The organism is Bradyrhizobium arachidis (assembly GCF_024758505.1).
Classification (GTDB): domain Bacteria; phylum Pseudomonadota; class Alphaproteobacteria; order Rhizobiales; family Xanthobacteraceae; genus Bradyrhizobium; species Bradyrhizobium manausense_C.
In genome coordinates, this window is record NZ_CP077970.1 from 6,052,781 (window position 1) to 6,071,448 (window position 18,668).

Here is an 18,668-nt window from a genome sequence, read left to right on the forward strand (position 1 = left end):
CTATTCGCTCCGGCTCGCGAGTGCATTGACGGCGGCAACAGTGATCGCGGAGCCACCGAGCCGGCCTTCGACGGTGAGCGCAGGCGCCGGCGGATTTTGCATCAATGCCGCCTTGGACTCGGCCGCGCCGACGAAACCGACGGGGCAGCCGATAATCGCCGCCGGCCTCGGACAGCTTTGGTCCTCGAGCATGTTGAGCAGGTGAAACAGCGCGGTCGGCGCGTTGCCGATGGCGACGATTGCGCCCTCGAGGCGCGGCCGCCACAGTTCGAGCGCGGCCGCGGACCGCGTGTTGCCCATGGATTTTGCGAGATCTGGCACGGCGGGATCGCCGAGGGTGCAGATCACGGCGTTCCCGGCCGGCAGGCGCGCGCGCGTAATCCCTTCCGACACCATGCGCGCGTCGCAGAGGATCGGCGCGCCCCTCTGCAACGCCGCGCGCGCGGCCGCCGCCATATCAGGCGTAAAACGGACATGAGCCTCCAGCCCGATCATTCCGGCCGCATGAATCATGCGCACGACCACCGGCTCCTCGTCCGGCGTGAAGCGGCCGAGATGCGCCTCGGACCGGATAGTCGCAAAGGACTTTTGGTAGATCGCAGCGCCGTCGGTTTCGTAAACATGCGGCATCAGCATCCTCCGACGATCGAGGGGCTTGCGAGGATGCTGTCGGCGCTCAGCCCGCGCAGGACGGGCGCATCGCGCGTCGTGCCGTTGCTGACGAGGTCGTATCCGGCGCCGGTCGCAACCAGCGTAATCGAGGCCGGACCGGAATGCGCGCAGCCCTTGGCGCAGCCGGAGACGTGCAGATGCGCATCGGGCGCAATGTGCGGCGCCAGCGTGACCGCCAGCTCGCGCGTATCGGCATGCGCCTCACGGCAGCGGGGGGCACCGCTACAGGCGATTGCGCGCAGCAAGGGATCATCCGAGCGTGTGATGAGGTCATCATGGCTGCGCATCGCGTGCAGCCCTTCGAGCAACAGCATCCGCCACGGCGTCATACGCAGCGCGGGCGCAAGACGCGCGAGATGATGAAGCGCGGAAGGTGTCAGTTGTCCGAAGGCTGCGCCGACCAGCGCGCCTTGCGGACAAAGGCCGGGCAGTGCACTGGCCATCACCGGTGCGGGTTCAGCATGGCCACGCAACGCGTCAGGCAATTTTGCGCCATCGCGAAGATGTGCCGCCATCCGCCCTCGCCCGCCCGACGCTATGAACCACTCCGCCAGCGCCAGCACCGCAGCGACTGCGTCCGCCCGTGAAACCGGACAACCAAATTCCGCGCCATCCGCGCGCACGATCAGGTGCCCCGCGGGATCGCGTTCGATCCGTACATCGGCTGATGCGGCCGCGAGCGCGCCTTCTGTCCCCTCGTCGATCGCAAAGCCGAACTTGGTCGGAAGGTCGAGAGCGCAATCGCTGAGTGCCTGTTCGAATTCGGCCGCCAGCGAAGGCGTGTCGTCGCCAACACGCCAGAACGGCGACACCAGCACGTTGCGCCGCCGCTCGGTCTCTGTGTCAGCGTCGAGCAGCCCCAGTCGCGCAAGGCCGTCGAGCAGAGGGCGATGCCCGGCATCGCCGACGCCGCGGATCTGGAGATTGGCACGACTGGTCAGGTCGATCAGGCCATTGCCATGGCGCTCGGCCAGATCGGCGATGCCGGCTGCCTGCTGCGCCGAAAGCCTGCCGCCATAGGGGCGGACGCGGACCACGAGCCCATCGCCCGAGAGCATCGGCCGCAGCGCGCCGGGGCACCAGCCCTTGATCGCGGCGTCGCTCATGAGGCCTCCCGCAGCGCGGCCGCAATCGAGTTGCGGCGTGTCTTCCAGAGCGAAGCCTCATGCAGGCGGCTGAAGCAGGTTTCCATCGCGGCCAGCGCCGCAGGGTTCTCCCGCGCCATGAACGTGCGGACCTCGTCGGCGGCGAGCGTCGCGTCAAAATAGAGATCGAACAGATGCGGCGGCACGGCGCCGGCGAGATGCGCGAACGCCGCCATGTGCTCCAGCGTCGCCGCAATTTCGGCCGCGCCCCGAAAACCGTGGCGCATCATGCCGGCGATCCAGTCCGGATTGGCGGCCCGCGCCCGCACCACGCGCGCGATCTCCTCGGGCAACGCGCGCGCCCGCGGCTGATCGGGGCGCGTAGAGTCCAGATGATAGAGCGCGGGGGTGGCGCCGCCGAGCCGCGCGGCCGCGGCGGCAATGCCGGCTTCATGCGCGGCATAGTCCGCGGCCAACAGCAGGTCGGTTTCCGGCAGATCCTGGGTATGAACGAATGTATCGGCCGAAGCGAGACGCGCCTCGATGCCGGCGCGGTCCGCCTGTATCGCGCCGTCCGACGAGAACGCCCAGGACGACGCCGACAGCCAGGCCTCGCCGGCCGCGTCGCGCGACTCCGGCGTAAAGATATCAGGCACCGAAGCTGCGCCGACACCGTAATGTCCGGGACGCGGGCCGAACACGCGTGCGGCGCGATGACGATAAGGATTCTCCTCGCCCTCATCCTCGCGCGCGGACAGCACTTCAGCCGCGGCCTCGAACAATTGTGCGAGCGTGGAGAAAACATCGCGGAACAGGCCGGAGACGCGCAGGGTGACGTCGATGCGGGGACGGCCGAGTTCGGCCGGCGCGATGATGTCAAAACCCGTCACCCGCCCCGATCCGTGGTCCCAGCGCGGCGTGAGACCCGCCAGATGCAGGGCCATCGCAAAATCCTCGCCCGCCGTGCGCATCGTAGAGGAGCCCCAGAGATCGACGACGATCCCTTTTGGCCAGTCACCATGATCCTGCAGGTGACGGCGCAGCAATTCTTCCGCGAGCTTGATGCCCTGCGCATGCGCGGACGGCGTCGGCACCGCGCGCGGATCGACGGCGAACAAATTGCGCCCGGTGGGCAGCACGTCCTGTCGCCCGCGATAGGGCGAACCCGACGGTCCCGGCGCAACACGCCCGCCCGCGAGCGCAGCGAGCAACGCGCCCTTCTCCGCCTCCCCGCACGCGCCGCGGCCGAACACGTGGAGGCCGTCGCCAAACTGGCTTTCCTTGAGATCGCAGACGAAGCGATCGATCCGTGGAATGGCCTCCGCCGATGCGGCTGACGCATCGAGACCCAGATCGTCTTCGAGGCCCGCAGCACGCGCTTCGTCGCGGATCGCTCCGATCAGGCGCTGGCGGCGCGCGGGATCGAGGCCATCGGCGGTCGAATATTCGTCGAGCAGCCGCTCCAGCCGGCGCAGGTCTTCCGGCACGGCGGCCTCGACCAAGGGCGGCGGCAGATGGCCGATCGTGACGGCACTGATCCGCCGCTTGGCCTGTGCCGCTTCGCCGGGATCGTTGACAATGAAGGGATAGATGACCGGCAGATCGCCGGTCAGCGCATCCGGCCAGCAGGCCGACGACAGCGCGACGGACTTGCCGGGCAGCCATTCCAGCGTGCCATGCGCGCCCATGTGGATGACCGCATCGATCCCCGGATGCCGGAGCCACAGATAGAACGCGACATAAGCGTGGCGCGGCGTACGTGCGAGATCATGATAGTCGGCATCGCGATGCCCGACCTCTCCGCGCTCCGGCTGGACCGCGATGAGCGCGTTGCCGGAGCGGATCGCAGCGAAACGGAATTCGCCATCACGACAAGCCGGGTCGTCCTCAGGCGCGCCCCAGGCACTGGCGAGATCGTCCTGCAACTGGCGCGGAAGGCGGGACAGCGCTTCGCGATAGTCGGCGACGTCCCAAGTCAAATGTTGCTGCAACAGGGCATCGCCGAGCGCACCCGCCGCTTCGATCTCGAAACCGGCCTCACCGAGATCAGTGAGCAGCGCCTCGACGGAGGCGAGCGCGTCGAGCCCGACGGCATGTGCAATCTGGTGCGGACGGCCCGGATAATTCGAGAGCACGATCGCCAGCCGCTTCTCGCCGGCTTGTTTTGTCGCAAGGCGATGCCAGGCCGCGACCTTGGCCGCGACCGCATCGACCCTCTCGTCATCGGCTTGATGCGCCAGGTGCGCAAACTGCAGATCGGGATCGCGCGTGCCTGATGACTTGAAGCTGACCACGCCGGCAAACAGACGGCCGTCCACTTCCGGCAGCACCACATGCATTGCAAGGTCGCCCGGCGAGAGACCGCGCTGTGATGAGGCCCAATCGTCACGGCGAGCCGTGGACAACGCGACCTGGAAGACCGGGCAGGCTGCAGCGTCAAACGGCGTCCGGCCGTCGTCGCCGATCGCGGAGAATGCGGTCGCATTCACGATCACCGCCGGCGGATGTTTTTCGACATGCGCGCGCAGCCAGTCCGCCACATCAGGCGCCTTCAGCGAAGTGACGAAGAGGCCGTAGGCGTCAAATCCCTTTTGCCTCAACGCTGCGATCAACGCGTCGATCGGTCCCGTATCGGCGGCCGTGAGATAGGAGCGATAGAAGCTGACCAGTGCGCGAGGCCGGCCATCGAATGCCGGAGTGGTCACGCGACCGCGAGCTGGGTCGTAGAAGCCGATCTCGGGAACATCCAATTCGCCGACGACGGGTCCCGCATAAAGTCCCGACGCCAGCGCGAGCTGCGCGATGGCTGCCTGTGCCGCGACCGGCCCGCCCTTGTCACAGAGTGCCTTGAGCCGCCTGAGCGTCGAAGCCGGCAGGGTCGAAAATGCATCCAGCCGCTCGTCGTCACGGCCATCTCCCGGCAGCACGGCGAGCACGATGTTGCGGTCCTTTGCCAGGCGATGCAGCGCCGCCAGCCCATACGGCCAATAGGACTCGCCGCCGATCAGCCGCACGAGAATGCCGCGCGCCTGCGACAGGGTCCGCTCAATATAGGTATCGACCGACAGCGGATGGCGCAGCTCGGCAAGATTGGCAAGCCGCAGCGACGGCAGGCTGTTCCGCCCTCGCCGCCAGCCCACAGCGAAGGCCGCAAGATCGCTGTCCGAGAACGAGAGCACCACGAGATCGGCCGCGTCCTGGCCGATGTCTCGTGGCGTTGCGGTCTCCTCGAGACCGCGGCTCTCGCGGAAGACGACGTGCATCAGATACCAAGTCCCGCCTTGATCGCGGCCTCGTCGATATCGCCGTGCTCGCCAATCACGACCAGTTTTGATTGCCTCGCGCGGCTGCCCCATGGCCGATCGAACTGATGCCGCACGCGCTCCCCGACCGACTGCAGCAAGAGCCGCATCGGCTTGCCTTCGACGGCGATGTAGCCCTTGGCGCGCAGCACGTTCTGCTCGCGCGCCAACCGCTGGACGGACGCGACCAATGCATCGATATCGGTAACTTCAGGAAGATCGATCACGACGGAGTTGAAATCATTGTGCTCGTGCTCATCCTCGCCGTCGTGATGTGACGGCCGCGCAGCGAGATCGTCCTCCGCGGCTGCCTCAAGGCCCAGGATCACGCGCAAATCGACCACGCCTTCGGTCACCGGCAGCATCGGCACCCGCCGCGGCATCTCGGCCTCGATCGCGGCCTTGGCGGCTTCGAGACCGGACGCGCCTGCCAGATCGGCCTTGGTCAACAGCACGATGTCGGCGCAGGCAATCTGGTCCTCGAACACCTCCGAGAGCGGCGTCTCGTGATCGACATTATCGTCGGCCGCGCGCTGCGCTTCGACGGCATCCGGATCCGGCGCGAAGCGACCGGCGGCCACGGCTTCGGCGTCGGCGAGCGCGATCACGCCATCCACCGTAATCCGCGACCGGATCTCCGGCCAGTCGAACGCCTTCAGAAGCGGCTTCGGCAACGCCAGGCCCGACGTCTCGATCACGATGTGATCGGGTTTCACCGGGCGCGCGAGCAGTTGCTCCATCGCCGGAATGAAATCATCGGCCACGGTGCAGCAGATGCAGCCATTGGCGAGCTCGACGATGTTTTCTTCCGGGCAGTCGGCATCGGCGCAGGATTTCAGGATCTCGCCGTCAACGCCCTCGCTGCCGAACTCGTTGACGAGCACCGCGAGCTTCTTGCCGTTGGCGTTGGTGATGAGATGCCGGATCAGCGTCGTCTTGCCCGAGCCGAGAAAGCCGGTGACGACGGTGACGGGGACTTTTGCGAGCGAGTTCATTCGGCGGCCTCTGGAACTGCGGCAATGGGTGGAATGCGGGCGAGCGATTGCTTGCGAAAGATTTCCGGGCGGCTGCGCCACGGCACGATGCCGTCGGGCGCCCCGGCGTAGGCCGACGCGCCGGCAACCACGTCCTTCGCGTTAGCCTCGGACAGCCGGCCGTAGACATAGGACCAGCGGCCGGGCGCGCTCAGCGCGACCGAGCAGCCCTGGCTGCACGCGGACAGGCACTCGACGGGAACCACGCTGACGCCATCAGGCACGCCGGCGTCGAGAATCGCGGCGTGCAGGCGTTTGCCGGGCGTCGTCTCGCCCTCACCGATCGTCTGACCGGCACGGCAGGTAATGCAGACGTGAAGTGTGACAGTCATCGCCCTTCCCAAGGAAACAACGGGAGGCGATGAGGTGTGCGAACCGATTCGGCATGGGTTCGCTTCCCCGTCGCGGAACACCCCGTCCGCCGGTCCAAAACGTTTGCGCTGGCAGGTCTCCCGGCTTGCGGAGCAGGACTTTCGTCCTTCGATCCCCGCCTTCCCAACCCCCTCAGGGATCAGTGGCTCTGGGCATCTCTCCGGTCACGGTCGCGGGGGCGGCTGCTTTTCGAACTCGAATCTTCCCGATTCGAGGCCTATCGCATTCCCTCTTCGCCTGTCATAGGACAGGAACCAACGCAGGCCCACCATTTGCCCAAGGCCGCCGCTTGTCAAGCCAAAGGACCACGTCAGATGACGTCTGAACAGGACACCGCCGAGGACGCCGACACCGTCGCTTCCGACGCGCGTCACGCCGCGAAAATGGCCAAGAAAAAGGTCGCACGCGACAAGATCATGGCGACCAAGAGCGGCGAGAAGGGCCTGATCGTCGTCCACACCGGCGCGGGCAAGGGAAAGTCATCCTCCGCCTTCGGCATGATCGTGCGCTGTGTCGCGCATGGCTTTCCCTGTGCGGTCGTCCAGTTCATCAAGGGCGCCTGGGACACCGGCGAACGCCGCCTGCTCACCGGGCATTTCGGCGACCTCTGCCAGTTCCATGCAATGGGCGAAGGTTTTACCTGGGAAACGCAGGACCGCGCCCGCGATATCGCTGCCGCAAAGGCCGGCTGGGAGAAAGCGAAGGAGCTGATCCTGGATCAGCACCTGCGCATGGTCGTGCTCGACGAGATCAACATCGCACTGCGCTACGACTATCTTGATATCGCCGAAATCGTCGAATTTTTGCGGGATCACAAACCGCCGATGACGCATGTCGTTCTCACCGGGCGCAATGCCAAGGAAGAACTGATCGAGATCGCCGACCTCGTCACCGAGATGACGCTTGTGAAGCATCCATTTCGCTCCGGCATCAAGGCGCAAGCGGGCGTCGAGTTCTGAAGACTGTAACGATGGCGCGGGCATTGATGATCCAGGGTGCAGGCTCGGACGTGGGCAAGTCGCTCGTCGTCGCGGGCCTTGCGCGCGTCGCGAGGCGACGCGGCCTGCGCGTGCTGCCGTTCAAGCCGCAGAACATGTCGAACAATGCGGCCGTCACCGTCGACGGCGGCGAGATCGGCCGCGCGCAGGCCTTGCAGGCGCTCGCCGCCGGCGTCGAGCCGCACACTGACATGAACCCGGTTCTCCTGAAGCCGGAGACCGATGTCGGCGCGCAGATCATCGTGCACGGCAAGCGCATCGCCACGGCCCGCGCCCGCGAATATGCCTCGCTAAAACCTTCGCTGATGGGCGCGGTGCTGGAGAGCTTTGAGCGACTGAAGCAACGCGCCGATCTCGTGCTGGTCGAAGGCGCCGGCAGCCCGGCCGAAGTCAACCTGCGCAAATCCGACATCGCCAACATGGGTTTTGCGCGGCGAGCCGATGTCCCCGTCGTGCTGATCGGCGACATCGACCGCGGCGGCGTGATCGCGCAGCTCGTCGGCATCAAGACCGTGATCGACCCCGATGATGCCGCCATGATCCAGGGGTTTGTCATCAACAAGTTCCGCGGCGATCCCACGCTGTTCGATGACGGCTATCGAACGATCGAGGCCAGCACGTCGTGGCGGGGTTTTGGCGTGCTGCCCTACTTTACCCGCGCGATCGAGCTTCCTGCCGAGGATGCCCTTGGGCTCGCCGACGCGCGAAAGCCAGGCCAATGCAAGATTGCGTTTCTCGCGCAGTCACGGATCGCGAATTTCGACGACCTCGATCCGCTCAAGCTCGAACCCGGTGTCGATCTCGTAATGATCCGTCCCGGAGAAGCCATTCCCGGCGACTGCAGACTCGTCATCATTCCCGGCTCGAAATCGACACGCGGCGACCTCGCCTTCCTGCGCGCGCAGGGCTGGGACATCGATCTCCTCGCGCATCACCGCCGCGGCGGCCACGTGCTCGGCGTCTGTGGTGGCTATCAGATGCTCGGGCGTAGCGTGGCCGATCCGGAAGGCATCGAGGGGCCCGCCGGCGAAACGCCGGGACTTGGGCTACTGGATGTGACAACGGTCATGACCGGAGACAAGACGCTCACGCGCGTGACCGCGCAACACGCGGAGACCAAGCAGCCGATCGATGCCTATGAGATCCACATCGGGCGAACCGAGGGGCCCGACCGCGAACGCCCGTTCGCCCTGCTCGACGGCGTGTCGGAAGGCGCGATTTCACGCGACGGTCGCGTCTACGGCAGCTATCTGCATGGGCTGTTTGCGTCGGACGCGTTCCGTCGTTCGTTCCTTGCGCGGCTCGATATTCCCGTGACGGATCAGCGCTACGGCACGCGTGTCGAGGACGCGCTGGATGCGCTGGCCGATCACATCGAAGCCCACCTCGATGTCCAAGGGCTGTTTGCGCTGGCGCGCTGAGCTCAGCGCGATAGCGCGTCGGTGAGCCGCGCCCATTCGCTTTCGTCGCCCGGCAATCCCAGCCGCAGCCAGCCCGGCTGTTGCGCGAAGATGCGTGACCAGATGCGTGCGCCGCCAAGGCCGGCTTGTGCCGCATGCGCATCGCCGGTTTCGTAGAGACGAAACAACGGCGTGCCGCCGACGAGCTGCCAGCCCTGTGCTTTGACGGTGGTGTCAAGGCGCAGGCAATCCCCTTCGAGACGCTTTGCTGTCGCTTTGGCCCATTCACGATCGCGCAAGGCGCGTCGCCCCACCGCAATCGCCGCGCCGGATACCGGCCACGGGCCCGCCATCGCCGACAGCGTTCCGATGTCCTCTTCCCCGCCGAGCACGAAGCCGAGCCGCAAGCCCGCAAGGCCGTAAAACTTTCCGAATGAGCGCAGGATCAGGAGGCCGGGCCGTCCCGCCTCCGCAGCGAGCGATTGTTGAGGCACGGCGTCGGCGAAGCTTTCGTCGATGACGAGACGGCCGACGCGCGGCAGCAACGCAAGCAACGCAGCCTTATCGTAACGCCGGCCGTCGGGATTGTTGGGATTGACCGCCACGGCGAGTTCCGCGCCTGCGAGCGCATCCAGCGTAGAAACTTCCGTTACCTCCCAGCCGGCGGCCGAGAGCGCGGCGGCGTACTCATTGTATGTGGGTGCGAGCACGCGGGCCCGGCCGGGGGGCGCGAGGCGCGGCAGAAGCTGGATCGCAGCCTGCGCACCCGCCATGGCGAGGACTGGAGCATTGGTCGCATAAGCCTGCCGTGCGGCCTCAAGCAGCGTTTCGATATCGGATCGCGACGGCAGCGCAGCCCAGTATCGCGGCTCAATATCGCCGACCGGATAAGGCTGCCGATTGATGCCGGTCGAGAGGTCGATCCAGTCTTCGACCCGCCCGCCGAAGCGCTGAACCGCCAGATCCAGATTGCCACCGTGCTCGCGCATCATCAGCTCCGTCACGCCAGTGCCAGTGTGATGAGCAGACCGCCGAGCACCAGCATCGCGCGGACGTAGAGGCGCAAGCCCTGCCGGAGATCGGCGGCTTGCGGATCGCGCGCGGTTTCGTTCAGCCAGGGTTCTGCGATCACGTGGCCATGATAGCTGCGCGGCCCGCTCAGGCGCACGCCGAGCGCGCCGGCCATCGCGGCTTCCGGCCAGCCGGCATTGACCGAACGATGGCGGGTCGCGTCCCGCACCATGCAGGACAGCGCCTTCGTGACGCGCGAAGAGACCAGCACGAAGAGACAACCGGTCAGACGCGCCGGAATAAAATTCGCGACGTCGTCGATGCGCGCCGCCGCCCAGCCGAACCGCAAATGACGCTCGGAGCGATGGCCGATCATGGAGTCCAGCGTGTTGATCGCCTTGTAACCGAATATGCCGGGCAGACCGAGCAGCGCACCCCAGAACATGGGCGCGACGATGCCGTCGGACGCATTCTCGGCGAGACTTTCGATCGCTGCGCGCGCGATGCCTGCCTCGTCCAGCGTCGCGGGATCTCGGCCGACGATCTGCGCGACCGCGAGCCGTGCCGCATCGATGTCATCAGCTTGCAGCGGCGCCGCCACCGCATCGACATGGTCATAGAGCGAGCGCAGCGCGACCATGGGCCATGCGAGGAGCCCGACGAACAGAATGCTGCTCCATCCCGACGGCAGCAAGCCCTGCACGATCCAGCCCGCTCCAACGCAAATCCCGATCACCAGCAGCGCGGCGGCCAGGCCCGCGAGACGCCGGATCAAAGGCGTGTCGCCGGATCTGTTCCAATCGCGATCAAGCCTGCTGATCAGCCTGCCGATCCAGGTCACGGGGTGCCCAATCCTCGCAAACAGCGCGGCGGGCCAGCCCAACAGGGCGTCCACCATCATCGCGACCGCCATTGCTCCGGCAAAACCCACGCCACCTCTCCTGCTGCGTCCCGCCCTGATGCGCAAGAATTGCGGCGAAGCGCAAGCCCCCTTGGGCGTGAATTCGGCTTTGTCTTTGCCTGCGATTGATGGTTAGTGCGGGATTTGAGCGGAGGCCGTATGGCAATTGTCCTGATCACGGGAGGCGCACGGTCCGGCAAGAGCCGGCGCGCGGAGGCGCGCGCCCGCGCCTGCCCCGGCCGGCCCGTCTATATCGCGACCGCCGAGGCGCTGGATGCCGAGATGGAAGCGCGGATCGCGCAACACCGCTCGCGTCGCGGCAATGACTGGATCGAGCGCGAGGCCCCGCTCGATCTCGCGCAGGCATTGACCGAGACGGATGGCGGCGGCGCCCGCCTCGTCGATTGTCTGACATTGTGGCTCTCCAATTTGCTCCACGCGGGGCGCAATTGGTCGGACGAGACCGCGCTCCTCACGGCCGCGCTCAGCCGCCAGCAGAGTCCCGTAATCCTCGTAACCAATGAGGTCGGGCTCGGCATCGTTCCTGACAATGCGCTGGCGCGCACCTTTCGCGACGCCGCCGGCCTGTTGAACCAGCGCGTCGCCGAGGTCGCCGACGAGGTCGAGTTCGTGGTCGCGGGCCTGCCGATGAAGGTCAAGTGATGCTGCGCGTCGAAGAGCTCGTCCGGGATTTGCGGATCGGCATTTCCTTCGCCACGATTCTTCCGTTCGGTCCGTCGACGCCGGTCGAAGACGGCGAGATGACCCGGGCGAGCTGGTCGCTGCCGGTCGCGGGATTGGTCGTCGGGGTCGTTGGTGCCGCCGTCTATGGCATCGCCCATGCGGTTGGCCTTTCGCCGGGTCCCGCCGCGATGCTGGCGCTTGCGAGCACCATCGTCGTGACCGGAGCGCTGCACGAGGACGGGCTTGCCGACACCGCCGATGGACTCGGCGGCGGGCGGACGCGCGAGCGCAAGCTCGAGATCATGCGCGACTGCCGCATCGGGACCTATGGCGCCTGCGCGCTGGTCACTTCGTTGATCCTGCGCTGGAGTGCGCTCGCGGCGATCGCCGCGCCGCGGTCGGTGATGATCGCGCTATTGCTCGCGCACGCAGCCTCCCGCGCAGCTCTGCCGACCTTTTCGGCCTTCGTGCCGCCGGCGCGAAAGGATGGACTTTCGGCCAGCGCCGGCCAGCCGGCATTGCAAAGCGCCGCCATTCCCCTCGGCCTCGGCGCCCTCGTGCTGGCCCTCGGTTTTGGACCCAGCAAGGCGATCCTGATCGTGATCCTGCTCGCGGCAACCGGACTGATGATGGCGCGGCTCTGCATCAAACAGATCGGCGGACAGACCGGCGACATTCTCGGCGCTTTTCAGCAACTGGCCGAGACGGCCGTCCTGCTCATGGCGGCGGCCATCGCTCAGTCGAGCGTGCAACTCTGATGACAGCCTTCGACGATAGCTTCCGCCAACAATTGCGCGAGCTCTTCGTCTGGCGGCGCGACGTGCGGCGCTTCCGCACCGATCCGCTGCCCGAAGGTGCGCTGGATCGGCTGATCGACATCGCCTGCCTGTCGCCGTCGGTCGGCCTGAGCCAGCCCTGGCGGTTCGTCATCGTCGAGGAGCGCGCGCGACGGGACGCCGTGATCGAAGATTTCAAGGCGTGCAATGCCGCTGCCCTCTCATCCTATTCAGGCGATCGCGCCGCGCGCTATGCGTCCCTCAAGCTCTCAGGTCTCATCGAAGCTCCGGTTCATCTTGCCGTCTTCGCCGACAAGACGAGCGATATCGGCCACGGCCTCGGGCGCGCGACGATGCCGGAGACGACCGAATATTCCGTCGTCGCGGCCATCACCGCAATGTGGCTCGCGGCGCGCGCCGACGGCATCGGGCTTGGCTGGGTCTCGATCCTGACGCCGGCGCGGATGCACGACATTCTCGATGTGCCGGCGTCATGGAAGTTCATCGGCTATTTCTGCCTCGGCTATCCGCAGGAAGAATGCGCCCGGCCTGAGCTTGAACGCGCGGACTGGGAGCATCGGCGTCCGGCGGCTGAGTTCACGATCCGGCGCTAGGCGCCGGTCAACGCCTGCGCGATGTCGGCGACGAGATCGGACGGATGCTCGATGCCGATCGACAGCCGGATCGTGGAATCGAGCACGCCGATGCGCTTGCGGATGTCGGCGGGAACACCGGAATGCGTCATGGTGGCCGGCAGGCTCGCCAGCGACTCGGTGCCGCCGAGGCTGACCGCGAGCTTGAAGATCTGCAGCGCATTGAGGAATTTTTCCGCAGCCGCCCGGCCGCCGATGATGTCGAACGAAAAGGTCGAGCCCGCACCGCTGCACTGCGCCGCGAACACCCGTCCCGCCGGCGACGCTTCGTCGTGATGCCCAAGGTAATGAACCTTCGCCACCTTTGCATGGTCGCGCAGAAAGTCCGCCACCACCCGCGCGTTGCGGTCGGCCTTTTCCATGCGCAGGCTGAGCGTTTCGAGCGAGCGGCTGATCATCCAGCAGGAATGTGGATCGAGCTGGGTGCCGATGGCGCCACGCAGCGCCTTGACGTCCTTCATCACGGCCTTCGCGCCGAGCGCGGCGCCCGCGATCAGATCGGAATGACCGCCGACATATTTTGTCAGCGAGTACAGCGAGAGATCGGCGCCGTGCTCGATCGGCCTCTGAAACACCGGCCCGAGCAGCGTGTTGTCGCAGGCGATGATCGGTCTGTGTCCCTGTGCCTTGCCGATCATCTCGGCGACGCGGCGCGTCAGTGCGATATCGACCAGCCCGTTGGTCGGATTGGCTGGCGTTTCGATGAAGATCATCGCAACGCGTCCCTTGCGCATGGCCTCCTCGGCCGCTGCCGTGACGACGGCCTCGTCAAGGGCATCGGCAAAGCCGACGGCGCCAATGTTGAGATTTGCCAGCGTCTTCGTGAACAGCGTTTCCGTGCCGCCATAGAGCGGCTGGGAATGCAGGATCACGTCGCCGGGCCGTGTGAACGCCAGGATCGTCGTCGAGATCGCCGACATGCCCGACGAGAACAATGCGCAGGCTTCCGTGCGTTCGTAGATCGCGAGCCGGTCCTCCACGATCTCGCTGTTGGGATGATTGAAGCGGGAATAGACCAGGCCCGCCCCCATCCCCTCCGGCGGCTCGCGGCGGCCCGCGACGAAGTCGAAAAAGTCCTTGCCGTCCTCGGCGGTCCTGAACACGAAGGTCGAGGTCAAAAACACCGGCGGCTTGACGGCTCCCTCCGACAATTGCGGATCGTAGCCGTAGTTCAGCATCAGGGTTTCCGGATGCAGCGTGTGATTGCCGATCTTGGTTTTTGACGGAAACGGTTTCACCACGGCGTGTCTCCTTGGCTTGAAGGACCATCGAACCAGCGGCGGTTTGAATATATCCCGTCGCTATAACGCCAAACTCGGCAGATCGAGCCCGCTGGTGCGGGCACATTCCACGGCCGTCTCATAGCCGGCATCGGCATGACGCATGACGCCTGTGGCCGGATCGTTCCACAGCACGCGTTCGAGGCGGCGCGCGGCCTCTGGCGTGCCGTCGGCGACGATGACCATGCCGGCATGCTGAGAATAACCGATTCCAACGCCGCCGCCGTGATGCAATGACACCCAGGTGGCGCCGCTCGCGCAGTTGAGCAGCGCATTGAGCAGCGGCCAGTCGGACACCGCGTCCGATCCGTCGCGCATCGCCTCGGTCTCGCGATTCGGGCTCGCGACCGAGCCGCTATCGAGGTGATCGCGCCCGATCACGACCGGTGCCTTCAATTCGCCGCGCGCGACCATCTCGTTGAAGGCGAGCCCGAGACGGTGACGGTCACCGAGGCCGACCCAGCAGATCCGCGCCGGCAGGCCCTGGAACTTGATTCGCGCCTTCGCCATGTCGAGCCAATTGTGCAGATGCGTGTCGTGCGGCATCAGTTCCTTCACCTTGGCGTCGGTGCGGAAGATGTCCTCGGGATCGCCCGACAGCGCCGCCCAGCGGAACGGGCCGACGCCGCGGCAGAACAGCGGACGGATATAGGCCGGAACGAAGCCGGGAAAATCGAACGCGTTCTTCAGCCCCATGTCCTGCGCCATCTGGCGGATGTTGTTGCCATAGTCGAGCGTCGGAATGCCCTGGGCATGGAAGTCCAGCATGGCCCGGACGTGATCAACCATGGAGCGTTTTGACGCTGCCTCGACCGCCTTGGGATCGGAAGCGCGCTTGGTCTCCCATTCGGCGAGCGTCCATCCCTTCGGCAAGTACCCGTTGATTGGATCGTGCGCGCTGGTCTGATCGGTCACGATGTCGGGCTTGACGCCACGCCGCACCAGTTCCGGGAAAATCTCGGCGGCATTGCCGAGCAGGCCGACCGAAACCGCCTTCTTCGTCTTCGCGGCATCCGCCATGATCGCGAGCGCCTCGTCGAGCGTCGCCGCCTGGCGGTCGAGATAGCCGGTGCGCAGCCGCATTTCGATGCGGCTCGGCTGGCATTCGACGGCGAGCATCGAGGCGCCGGCCATCGTCGCGGCCAGCGGCTGCGCGCCGCCCATGCCGCCGAGGCCGGCGGTCAAGATCCATTTGCCCGCGAGGCTGCCGCCATAATGGCGCCGGCCAACCTCGACGAAGGTCTCGTACGTGCCCTGCACGATGCCCTGGCTTCCGATGTAGATCCAGGAGCCCGCCGTCATCTGCCCGAACATCATCAGGCCCTGGCGATCGAGCTCGTTGAAATGATCGAGCGTCGCCCAATGCGGCACGATGTTGGAGTTCGCGATCAGCACACGCGGCGCATCCGCATGGGTGCGGAAAATGCCGACCGGCTTGCCGGATTGCACCAGCAGCGTCTGGTCGCCCTCGAGCTTGCGCAAGGACGCGACGATGCGGTCAAAACTCTCCCAGTCGCGCGCCGCACGGCCGATGCCGCCATAGACGACGAGCTCGCTCGGACGCTCGGCGACCTCGGCGTCGAGATTGTTCATGAGCATGCGCAGCGGCGCTTCGGTCAGCCAGCTCTTTGCGCTGATCTCGCTGCCGCGGGGGGCCCGGATCGCGCGGTCATTGTCCAGTCGGCGGCTCATGATAAAGCACCCTTTTCGGCAAGCGTCGGAAACGGATTGTCAGATAGCGTCGACAGCGCGGCGGCAGGCAATGCGCCGGCGTCGACCAGCGCAGCGGCCTTGGTGATGTCGTCGGCCATGTAGCGATCGGCGCCGAGCGCCGGCACCTGCTCGCGCAATTTTGCGATGACGGCGGCGAGCGGCGCGCTGGTCGAATGCGGCGCGCGCAGCGTGATGCCTTGCGCGGCGACCAGAAGCTCGATGCCCAGGATGGTGGCGAGATTGTCCGCCATGTCGGACAGCCGGCGCGCGGCGTGCGCGGCCATGGAGACGTGGTCTTCCTGGTTCGCGCTGGTCGGGGTCGAATCGATCGAGCACGCCAGCGCCCGCTGCTTGTTCTCGGCGAACAGTGCGGCAGCCGTCACCTCGGCAATCATGAAGCCGGAATTGAGACCGGGCTCGGGCGTCAGGAACGGAGGCAGGCCAAAATTGAGCGCGGGATCGACCAGCGTGGCGATGCGCCGCTCGCTGATCGCGCCGATCTCGGAGAGGGCCAGCGCGATCTGATCGGCCGCGAAGGCCACCGGCTCGGCATGAAAATTACCGCCCGAGACGATCTCGCCGGTCTCGACCAGCACCAGCGGATTGTCGGTGACGGCATTGGCCTCTGTCGTCAGCGTGCGCGCAGCCTGCGTGATCAGATCGAGCGCGGCACCCGCAACCTGCGGCTGGCAGCGCAGACAATAGGGATCCTGCACGCGCTCGTCGCCGTCGAGATGCGATTGCCTGATGTCGCTGCCATCGAGCAGTGCCATCAGGGCGCGACCTGCGGCAGCTTGCCCGGCATGTCCGCGCAACGCGTGGATCTCGGGGCGGAACGGCGCCGTCGAGGCCATGGCGGCATCGACCGACAAGGCCCCGGTCACGAGCGCCGCGCAGGCCAGACGATGGGCGCGCAGCACGCTCGCAATGGCGTAGGCCGTCGAGAATTGTGTGCCATTGATCAGCGCGAGACCTTCCTTCGGGCCCAGCGTCAACGGTGAGAGCCCTGCGGTGCTGAGCGCCTCGCGGCCGGGCACGGCCTCGCCGTCGACAAGTGCCTGCCCCTCCCCGATCATCACGGCCGTCATATGCGCAAGCGGCGCGAGATCGCCGGAGGCGCCGACCGACCCCTGCTGCGGCACCAGCGGACACACGCCGCGCGCCAGCATTTTCTGCAACTGCTCGATCACCTCGCGGCGCACGCCCGATGCACCGCGCCCGAGCGAGATGATCTTGAGCGCCATCATCAGCCGCACGATCGGCGCGGGCGTAGGCAGCCCGACGCCGCAGCAATGCGAGACGATGAGATTGCGCTGGAGAGCCGCGGTCTGGTCGGGCGCGATGCGGGTAGAGGCTAGCTTGCCAAAACCGGTGTTGATGCCATAGGCGGGAACATCCGCGCGGGCCGCTTTCGCGACGATCTGCGCGGCAGCCTCAACCCGCGGCCAGAAGGCCGGATCGAGTTCGACGGAGCTGCCGGCAAGCACACGCGCAAAATCGTCGAGCCCGACCTTGCCGGGCACAACGACAATCGGCGCCTCCGAAGCGTTCATTGCCCTCTCCACACCCTTGCATGCAGCGGGTTGAAGCCGATCCGGTAGACGAGCTCGGCCGGACGCTCGATGTCCCAGATCGCGAGATCGCACCATTTGCCCACTTCGAGCGTGCCGGTCTCGGCCAGCACACCGAGCGCACGTGCGCCTTCCCGCGTCACGCCGGCAAGGCATTCGGCCACGGTCATGCGGAACAGCGTCGCACCCATATTCATGGCAAGCAGCAGCGAGGTCAGCGGCGAAGAGCCGGGGTTGCAGTCGGTCGCAAGCGCGATGTTGACGCCGTGGGTGCGGAACAGTTCGACCGGCGGTTTTTGGGTCTCGCGGATAAAATAGAAGGCGCCGGGCAGCAGCACCGCAACGGTCCCAGCCTTCGCCATCGCGGCGGCGCCGGCGGCGTCAGTGTGCTCGAGATGATCGGCGGATAGCGCAGAGAACTGCGCGGCGAGTGCGGCACCGCCGAGATTGGAGAGTTGATCCGCATGCAGCTTGACCGGCAGGCCGAGCGCCGTTGCCGCCTCGAACACGCGCGCCGTCTGCTCACCCGAAAACGCAATGCCTTCCATGAAGGCATCGACGGCGTCGGCAAGGCCGGCTTTCGCGATCGCCGGCAGCATCTCCCGGCACACGAGATCGATGTATCGATCCTTGTCGCCCCCGGCTTCCGGCGGCAGCGCATGCGCGCCGAGGAACGAGGTCTTGACCGTCACCTTCCGATCGCGGCCGAGCGCGCGCGCGGCGGCCAGTTGGCGCATCTCGGTCCCGGTATCGAGGCCATAACCGGACTTGATCTCGATCGTCGTCACGCCTTCGGCAATCAGGGCGTCGAGCCGCGGCAGCGCGCCCGCGACGAGTTCGGCTTCGCCCGCCTTACGCGTCGCGGCCACCGTCGAAACGATGCCGCCGCCCGCACGCGCGATTTCCTCGTAGCTCGCGCCCTTCAGCCGCAGCTCGAATTCATGCGCGCGGTTGCCGCCGTAGACGAGATGGGTATGACAGTCGACGAGCCCCGGCGTGATCCACCGTCCCGCGCAATCGATCCTTTGGGGTGCATCGGCATCTGACGGGAAGTCGGCACGGGGGCCTGCAAAGACGATCCGGCCATCGCGTGCCGCGATCACGCCGTCCTCGACCGCACCGAGATCGGCCGTATCCTGTCGCATCAAAGCGAGCCGGGCATTGTGCCAGATCCGATCGAAGCGCTCTGCCATGCGGCCTTCCCTGACGTGCCGGA

16 protein-coding genes and 1 riboswitch are annotated in these 18,668 nt (G+C 66.4%); of the genes, 5 read left to right on the plus strand and 11 right to left on the minus strand.

The genetic code is table 11. From position 1 onward, the window contains the following. From KUF59_RS28045 to KUF59_RS28065, 5 genes are read right to left on the minus strand one after another with little or no spacing between them, the layout of a single operon-like run. Complete coding sequence (locus KUF59_RS28045; RefSeq protein WP_212455435.1) at positions 1–630, minus strand: precorrin-8X methylmutase; 630 nt, start codon at positions 628–630, stop codon at positions 1–3. Continuing rightward, positions 630–1,778 carry a precorrin-3B synthase gene (cobG, locus tag KUF59_RS28050; protein WP_258767251.1) on the minus strand — a complete coding sequence of 383 codons (1,149 nt, stop codon included), beginning with the start codon at positions 1,776–1,778 and terminating at the stop codon, positions 630–632. Before cobG ends, KUF59_RS28045 begins: the two co-directional genes overlap by 1 nt. Then, entirely contained in the window at positions 1,775–5,020 is a 3,246-nt protein-coding gene (cobN, locus tag KUF59_RS28055; RefSeq protein WP_212455437.1) for a cobaltochelatase subunit CobN, read from the minus strand. The genes cobG and cobN overlap by 4 nt, the downstream gene beginning before the upstream one ends. After that, positions 5,020–6,054 (minus strand): cobalamin biosynthesis protein CobW, encoded by a 1,035-nt coding sequence (gene cobW / locus KUF59_RS28060; protein WP_212455438.1) that lies wholly within the window; start codon positions 6,052–6,054, stop codon positions 5,020–5,022. The genes cobN and cobW overlap by 1 nt, the downstream gene beginning before the upstream one ends. After that, entirely contained in the window at positions 6,051–6,425 is a 375-nt protein-coding gene (locus KUF59_RS28065; protein WP_212455439.1) for a DUF1636 family protein, read from the minus strand. Before KUF59_RS28065 ends, cobW begins: the two co-directional genes overlap by 4 nt. A 93-nt stretch (positions 6,426–6,518) precedes the next feature. Then, positions 6,519–6,739: riboswitch (cobalamin riboswitch) on the minus strand. 40 nt (positions 6,740–6,779) lie between these two features. On the opposite strand from KUF59_RS28065, the gene cobO reads away from it, so the two are divergent. Next, entirely contained in the window at positions 6,780–7,424 is a 645-nt protein-coding gene (gene cobO, locus KUF59_RS28070) for a cob(I)yrinic acid a,c-diamide adenosyltransferase (RefSeq protein WP_212455440.1), read from the plus strand. A gap of 11 nt (positions 7,425–7,435) precedes the next feature. Continuing rightward, a complete protein-coding gene (locus KUF59_RS28075; protein ID WP_212455441.1) occupies positions 7,436–8,884 on the plus strand; it encodes a cobyric acid synthase in 1,449 nt (482 codons plus the stop codon). A 2-nt stretch (positions 8,885–8,886) separates the two neighbouring features. On the opposite strand, the gene cobD is transcribed toward KUF59_RS28075, so the two are convergent. Further along, positions 8,887–9,852 (minus strand): threonine-phosphate decarboxylase CobD, encoded by a 966-nt coding sequence (gene cobD, locus KUF59_RS28080; RefSeq protein ID WP_212455442.1) that lies wholly within the window; start codon positions 9,850–9,852, stop codon positions 8,887–8,889. An 11-nt stretch (positions 9,853–9,863) separates the two neighbouring features. Continuing rightward, on the minus strand, positions 9,864–10,805 hold the full coding sequence (gene cbiB / locus KUF59_RS28085) for an adenosylcobinamide-phosphate synthase CbiB (RefSeq protein WP_258767252.1): 942 nt from the start codon (positions 10,803–10,805) through the stop codon (positions 9,864–9,866). A gap of 129 nt (positions 10,806–10,934) precedes the next feature. Between cbiB and cobU the strand changes: the two genes are divergently transcribed. The 3 genes from cobU to bluB are packed head-to-tail and all read left to right on the plus strand — an operon-like array spanning position 10,935 to position 12,849. Then, positions 10,935–11,438: a bifunctional adenosylcobinamide kinase/adenosylcobinamide-phosphate guanylyltransferase gene (gene cobU / locus KUF59_RS28090; RefSeq protein WP_212455443.1), complete on the plus strand. Its 504-nt coding sequence runs from the start codon at positions 10,935–10,937 to the stop codon at positions 11,436–11,438. Next, on the plus strand, positions 11,438–12,217 hold the full coding sequence (cobS, locus tag KUF59_RS28095; protein WP_212455444.1) for an adenosylcobinamide-GDP ribazoletransferase: 780 nt from the start codon (positions 11,438–11,440) through the stop codon (positions 12,215–12,217). Before cobU ends, cobS begins: the two co-directional genes overlap by 1 nt. Continuing rightward, positions 12,217–12,849 carry a 5,6-dimethylbenzimidazole synthase gene (bluB, locus tag KUF59_RS28100; protein ID WP_212455445.1) on the plus strand — a complete coding sequence of 211 codons (633 nt, stop codon included), beginning with the start codon at positions 12,217–12,219 and terminating at the stop codon, positions 12,847–12,849. Before cobS ends, bluB begins: the two co-directional genes overlap by 1 nt. On the opposite strand, the gene KUF59_RS28105 is transcribed toward bluB, so the two are convergent. The 4 genes from KUF59_RS28105 to hutI are packed head-to-tail and all read right to left on the minus strand — an operon-like array spanning position 12,846 to position 18,645. Beyond that, entirely contained in the window at positions 12,846–14,129 is a 1,284-nt protein-coding gene (locus KUF59_RS28105) for a cystathionine gamma-synthase family protein (RefSeq protein WP_212455446.1), read from the minus strand. The two genes, bluB and KUF59_RS28105, sit on opposite strands and share 4 nt — an antisense overlap. A 60-nt stretch (positions 14,130–14,189) precedes the next feature. After that, positions 14,190–15,860: a urocanate hydratase gene (hutU, locus tag KUF59_RS28110; protein WP_212455447.1), complete on the minus strand. Its 1,671-nt coding sequence runs from the start codon at positions 15,858–15,860 to the stop codon at positions 14,190–14,192. Then, entirely contained in the window at positions 15,857–17,434 is a 1,578-nt protein-coding gene (gene hutH, locus KUF59_RS28115; protein WP_212455448.1) for a histidine ammonia-lyase, read from the minus strand. Before hutH ends, hutU begins: the two co-directional genes overlap by 4 nt. Next, positions 17,431–18,645: an imidazolonepropionase gene (gene hutI / locus KUF59_RS28120; RefSeq protein ID WP_212455449.1), complete on the minus strand. Its 1,215-nt coding sequence runs from the start codon at positions 18,643–18,645 to the stop codon at positions 17,431–17,433. The genes hutH and hutI overlap by 4 nt, the downstream gene beginning before the upstream one ends. Positions 18,646–18,668: the final 23 nt, after the last annotated feature.